Origin of the sequence: Geminicoccus flavidas (genome assembly GCF_009806515.1) — a bacterium.
Classification (GTDB): Bacteria; Pseudomonadota; Alphaproteobacteria; order Geminicoccales; family Geminicoccaceae; genus Geminicoccus; species Geminicoccus flavidus.
In genome coordinates, this window is record NZ_WUJP01000930.1 from 1 (window position 1) to 5,154 (window position 5,154).

5 protein-coding genes are annotated in these 5,154 nt (G+C 69.1%); 4 read left to right on the forward strand and 1 reads right to left on the reverse strand.

Translation table 11 applies throughout. The features are described from left to right. The first annotated feature begins 2 nt into the window (after positions 1-2). Positions 3-1,205, forward strand: coding sequence for a sensor histidine kinase (locus EQG76_RS26750; RefSeq protein ID WP_235031581.1), 1,203 nt, complete (start codon positions 3-5; stop codon positions 1,203-1,205). A gap of 6 nt (positions 1,206-1,211) precedes the next feature. Here EQG76_RS26750 and EQG76_RS26755 read toward each other — a convergent pair whose 3' ends face one another. Then, on the reverse strand, positions 1,212-1,937 hold the full coding sequence (locus EQG76_RS26755; RefSeq protein WP_200841155.1) for a class I SAM-dependent methyltransferase: 726 nt from the start codon (positions 1,935-1,937) through the stop codon (positions 1,212-1,214). Between the two features lie 307 nt (positions 1,938-2,244). Between EQG76_RS26755 and EQG76_RS26760 the strand changes: the two genes are divergently transcribed. The 3 genes from EQG76_RS26760 (at position 2,245) to EQG76_RS26770 (ending at position 5,057) form a co-directional block, all read left to right on the forward strand. Continuing rightward, positions 2,245-3,624 carry an aminotransferase gene (locus EQG76_RS26760; protein WP_159717963.1) on the forward strand — a complete coding sequence of 460 codons (1,380 nt, stop codon included), beginning with the start codon at positions 2,245-2,247 and terminating at the stop codon, positions 3,622-3,624. Between the two features lie 17 nt (positions 3,625-3,641). After that, positions 3,642-4,115 carry a heme-degrading domain-containing protein gene (locus tag EQG76_RS26765; protein WP_159717965.1) on the forward strand — a complete coding sequence of 158 codons (474 nt, stop codon included), beginning with the start codon at positions 3,642-3,644 and terminating at the stop codon, positions 4,113-4,115. Between the two features lie 162 nt (positions 4,116-4,277). Then, the gene (locus EQG76_RS26770; RefSeq protein ID WP_159717967.1) at positions 4,278-5,057 is read left to right on the forward strand and encodes an MBL fold metallo-hydrolase; all 780 of its coding nucleotides are present in this window, start codon (positions 4,278-4,280) and stop codon (positions 5,055-5,057) included. Positions 5,058-5,154: the final 97 nt, after the last annotated feature.

Sequence of the window (5,154 nt, forward strand, 5' to 3'; positions counted from 1 at the left end):
GGATGGCTGCCACCCAGATGCTGGTCGACCGGCTGCCGCCCACCGAGCTGCGCCTAGCGTTGCGCGCGATCTCCGGCCCGCTCCTGCTGGTGCGCGTGCTCGACGAGCCGCGCGGGCGGCCGACCGACGACCCGCGCCTGGACCGCCATCTGGTGCGGCTGATCGTGCGTCATCCGAGCCATGTGTTCCGGGGCCGCGAGGTGGTGCTGCGCGAGGTCGATCGCGAGTCCATCAGCGAGGAGGCTGATCACCCGCCCGACCTCCTGCCGTCCTTCGTCCGCTACGAGGTCGGCATCCGCCAGGATGACGGCGCCTGGCTGATCTTCACCGTGCCGGCCGACACCCTTTCCCGGGTATGGCTCAGGCGGGCGGTTCTAATCGCGTTCGGCGTGGTCGCGGCCGCGGCCCTGATCGCCTGGCTCCTGTTCCGCCGCATCACCCAGCCGGTCACTGCGCTGGCGGTGGCGTCCGACCGGTTCGCCGCCGGGCTGCCGGGCGAGCCGCTGCCGGAGAGCGGCCCGCCGGAGATCCGGCGGGCGACGGCGGCCTTCAACCGGATGCGCCAGCGGATCGGCGATCTCCTGGACGAGCGCAACTCGATGCTGGCTGCGATCGCCCACGATCTGCGCACGCCGCTCACCCGGCTGCGCCTCCGCCTGGAGGACCTGCCCGACGACGAGGCGCGCACTCGCTCGGAGGCCGACGTCCATGCGATGGAGACCATGCTGCGCGAGACCCTGGCCTATGCCAAGGACGTGGCCGGGGTCGAGCAGGCGACCGACCTCGATTTCGCGGCCCTGGTGCGCACCGCCGTCGACGACCTGGAAGATGCCGGCCAGGCGGCCAGCTTTGACGGCCCGGACCGGCTGGTCCTGCGTGGCCGGCCGATCGCGCTGCGCCGGGCGATCGACAATGTGATGATCAACGCCGTCACCTATGGCGGCAGCGCCGAGGTACGCTTGGCCGTGGAAGCTGGTTGGGTCAAGCTGACGGTGGCCGATCGCGGCCCGGGCGTCCCGCCCGCCATGCGTGAGCGGGTGTTCGAGCCGTTCTTCCGCCTGGAGACCTCGCGCTCGCGCGCCACCGGTGGCACCGGGCTGGGCCTGGCACTGGCGCGTGGGATCGTGCGCGCCCATGGCGGCGAGGTCCGCCTGCTCGACCGGCCGGGCGGGGGAACGCTGGTGGAGGTGGCGCTGCCCCGCTGATCGGGCTCACTGCCTGGTGGCGCGGATCGCCCAGGCCCGAGCGTGCAGCTCGATGCGGCCGTCCGCAGCGATCGGCAGCCGGTGCCGCACCTGCCGGCACAGCTCCGCGCGCTGCTCCTCGGGCAGGGACATGCAGTAGGCCGGCGCAATGCCCTGGCCGCCGAGGAACGGGCTCCAGTAATCGTCGAAGTCCCGGAATGGCGTGGCGATCTCGATGGCGCGGGTGGCGCTAGGCGCAAGCGAATTCTCTTCGGCGAAGAGCTGCGCCAGTGCACTCTCTCGGCACAGAGGAAAGCGCGTGGCCTCGTCCAGGTCCTGGCCGTCGGGATCGAGCGATTCCGCCACCGCCCAGAAATGGGCCATCAGCTCCACCTTGGCATAGTCCCAGACATAGAGCGCCACCTCGCCGCCCGGCCGGGCGACCCTGGCCATCTCGTGGACCGCGAGCACCGGATCCGGCACGAAGTTCAAGGCTAGGCCAGAGACGACACGGTCGAAGGTCCGGTCCGGGAAGGGCAGGGCCCTTGCGTCTCCTGGCTGGAGTTCCGCTCGGGCCAGGTCCGGCTGGCGACGGGCTTGGTCCAGGAAGCCCACCGACGGGTCGATGCCGGCCAGCCTGCACGGCCGGCAGGTTTGCGCCACGGCACCGGCCAGCGCCCCGGTGCCGCAGCCGACATCGAGCCAGTCCAGGTCCGCAGGTGCGGCGAGCCATGTCAGGAATTGGGCTGCCACCTGCCGGCTCCACCGCCCGACATAGCGTTCGTAGGAATCACCGACTGCCCAGGGATCGCCTGCGACCAGGGCCGGATCCTCCGCTGCTGACCCTGGCATCCATCCTACGCTGCCGGGTGGGAATGTCGCAGCGGATTTGCCATCGGATCGCCGCCTTTTGCCCTGCGTCTGGGGGTGGCCGGTGCCCGGGGCGGCGTGGCAGGATGGTCAAGCTGGCGACCGGCAGCAGTTCCGGCTGGGGTTCCGGCTGGAAGAAGGGCAAGCCGTCCGGCCGGGTGCCTCCCCGGCGGACCTTGGAAGGTGGATCATGGATCTTCAGGGCGCGATGCAGCGCTGGCAGGAACTGGACGCGGAGCACCATCTGCACCCGTTCACCACGCATCACGAGCTGGCGGGCAAGGGGACTCGCGTCATCGAGCGCGGCGAGGGCTGCTATGTCTGGGAAGCCGACGGCCACAAGCTGCTCGACGGCATGGCCGGCCTTTGGTGCGTCCAGGTGGGCTATGGCCGCGAGCGCCTGGCGCGGACCGCGTACGAGCAACTGAAGAAGCTCAGCTACTACAACAATTTCTTCCAGTGCGCCTCGGTGCCAACCATCGAGCTGTCCGCGAAGCTCGCCGAGATCCTGCCGGCCGGCATGAAGCGGGTGTTCTTCGCCTCCTCGGGCTCGGAGGCGAACGACACCGTCATCAAGTCGGTCTGGTACTACTGGAACCTGATGGGCAAGCCGGAGAAGAAGCAGTTCATCTCCCGCAGGCTGGGCTACCATGGCGTGGGCGTGGGCTCGGCCAGCCTGACCGGCATGTCGTTCATGCACGGCATGTTCGACCTGCCGCTGCCGCGCTTCCACCACATCATGAACCCCTACTGGTGGGGCGAGGCGCAGGACGGCGAGACCGAGGAGCAGATCGGCCAGCGCGCCGCCAAGGCGCTGGAGGACAAGATCCTGGAGCTGGGGCCGGAGAACGTCGCGGCGTTCGTGGCCGAGCCGATCCAGGGGGCCGGCGGCGTGATCATCCCGCCGGACAATTACTGGCCGGCGGTGCAGGCGATCTGCAAGAAGTACGACGTCCTGCTGGTCGCCGACGAGGTGATCTGCGGCTTTGGCCGAACCGGGGCCTGGTGGGGCAGCGAGACCTACGGGATCCAGCCGGACATGCTGGCGATGGCCAAAGGCCTCTCTTCCGGTTATGTGCCGATCTCGGCGGTGGCGTTCGGGCCTAGGGTCGGCGACGCGATCTTCGCCGGTGAGAAGGAATACGCCCACGGCGTGACCTATGCCGGCCATCCCGTGGCGGCCGCGGTGTCGCTGGAGAACATCCGGATCATGGAGGAGGAGGGGCTGGCGACCCGGGCGGCCGGGCCGATCGGCGCCTATTGGCGGGAGGTCCTGGAGCAGTCCTTCAAGGACCACCCGATGGTCGGCCAGGTCCGGACCAAGGGCCTGCTCGCCTGCCTGGAGCTCAGCGAGGACCGGACGAAGCGCAAGCGGTTCGACGAGCAGCGTGAGGTCGGCGCCACCTGCCGGAACTTCTCGGTGCGGAACGGCTTGGTGATGCGGGCGGTGCGCGACGGGATGATCCTCTCGCCGCCGCTGATCATCACCGAGGCGCAGATCGACGAGATCGCGGCCAAGGCGAAGAAGTCGATCGACCAGACCATGGCGGCGATCAGCTTCAAGGGCTGACGGGAGGGAAGACGAGGATGGCGGGGCCGGAGGATCTGGCGGCACTCCTGGCCGAGGAGGAGCGGCTGCAGTTCCCGAACTTCGACCAGGCGACCGCGCTCGCCCTCGGCCGGCTGATGCTGGACCGGGCGGAGCGGGACAGGCTACCGGTCACGATCGACATCAGGCGAGGCGAGCAGCAACTCTTCCACGCCGCCCTGCCGGGTACGAGCGCCGACAACGATGCCTGGGTGGAGCGCAAGGCCCGGGCAGTGCGCCGGTTCGGGCACAGTTCCTGGTACCTGGGCTGCCTTGCCCGGGCCAAGGGCTACGACTTCCACGCCAAGTTCGCGCTCGACCCGGCGCGGTTCGCCGCGCATGGCGGCAGCTTCCCGATATTCGTGAAGGGTACCGGTGCGATCGGGACGGTGACAGTGTCCGGCCTGCCGCAGCAGGAGGACCATCGCTTCGTCACCGCCATGCTGCATGAGTTTCTGGTCACGATGGCGTGAAGGCGGCCCGTCCGCGCTCCAGGACGCAGGTTGCCTCTCATCTGTCCCGCGGCCTCCCCGGGGAGAAGAGCTTTACCCCGTCGAGGCAAAGTGGTCCCATTGTTGTAGGATGGCCGGCGTGAAGCTTTGGGGAGGATGCCGGCAACGGCTGGAGCTAGACCGATGGTGACGCGGCTGAGGTTCCTCGGGAGCGGCAACGCCTTCACCGTCGGCGACGGCAACTGGCAGTCCAACATGCTGATCGAGAGTGCTGCAGGCCGCCGGCTCCTGGTGGACTGTGGCAGCGACGCGCGGCTGTCCCTGGCCGAGCAGGGCTTGCAGGCGACCGACATCGACGCGGTCTATGTCAGCCATCTGCACAGCGACCATATCGGCGGCCTGGAATGGCTGGGCTTCTCGACCTTCTTCAATCCGGCAGCAGGCCGGCCCCGCATGTTCGTCGAGCGCAACCGGGTGGCCCGGCTATGGGCCAGCAGCCTGAGCGGCAGCATGTCGCGCAGCGGGATAGCCAAGCTGGAGGACTATTTCGACGTCGAGTCGGTGCCGGCCGAGGGGGGCTTCGAGTGGGAGGGCCAGCGCTTCGAGCTGACCGGAATGCTGCACGCTATGGACGGGCCGGTGCCGCTGATCAGCTTCGGCCTGCGCTTCGAGACCGGCCGGGGGCGCTTCCTGATCACCAGCGATACGCGCTTCGAGCCCGAGCGCTACGGCGCGCTCTACGAGTGGGCCGACACCATCTTCCATGACTGCGAAACCACCTATCGCACCGACGGCGTGCCTGCACCCTCCGGCATCCATGCCCATTACGAGGAGCTGAAGACCCTGCCGGCCGGGCTGCGGGCGAAGCTCTGGCTCTACCACTACCAGCCGGGCTGGCGGCCCGATGCCGAGGCCGACGGCTTTCGCGGCTTCGTCGCCAAGGGGCAGAGCTTTGAGCTGTGAGGATCGGGCTCGCCGTCGAGCGCGACCAGCCTGGGCACACGGGAACGACCTGCCTCACGGGTTGCGGCGTGAGCGGACCAGTCAAGGGTGCGACAAG

Excerpts from the sequence above, each read along its gene's own strand:
- EQG76_RS26770 (WP_159717967.1), top strand. The coding sequence starts at position 4,278 with ATGGTGACGCGGCTGAGGTTCCTCGGGAGCGGCAACGCCTTCACCGTC.
- EQG76_RS26765 (WP_159717965.1), top strand. The coding sequence starts at position 3,642 with ATGGCGGGGCCGGAGGATCTGGCGGCACTCCTGGCCGAGGAGGAGCGG.
- EQG76_RS26760 (WP_159717963.1), top strand. The coding sequence starts at position 2,245 with ATGGATCTTCAGGGCGCGATGCAGCGCTGGCAGGAACTGGACGCGGAG.
- EQG76_RS26750 (WP_235031581.1), top strand. The coding sequence starts at position 3 with ATGGCTGCCACCCAGATGCTGGTCGACCGGCTGCCGCCCACCGAGCTG.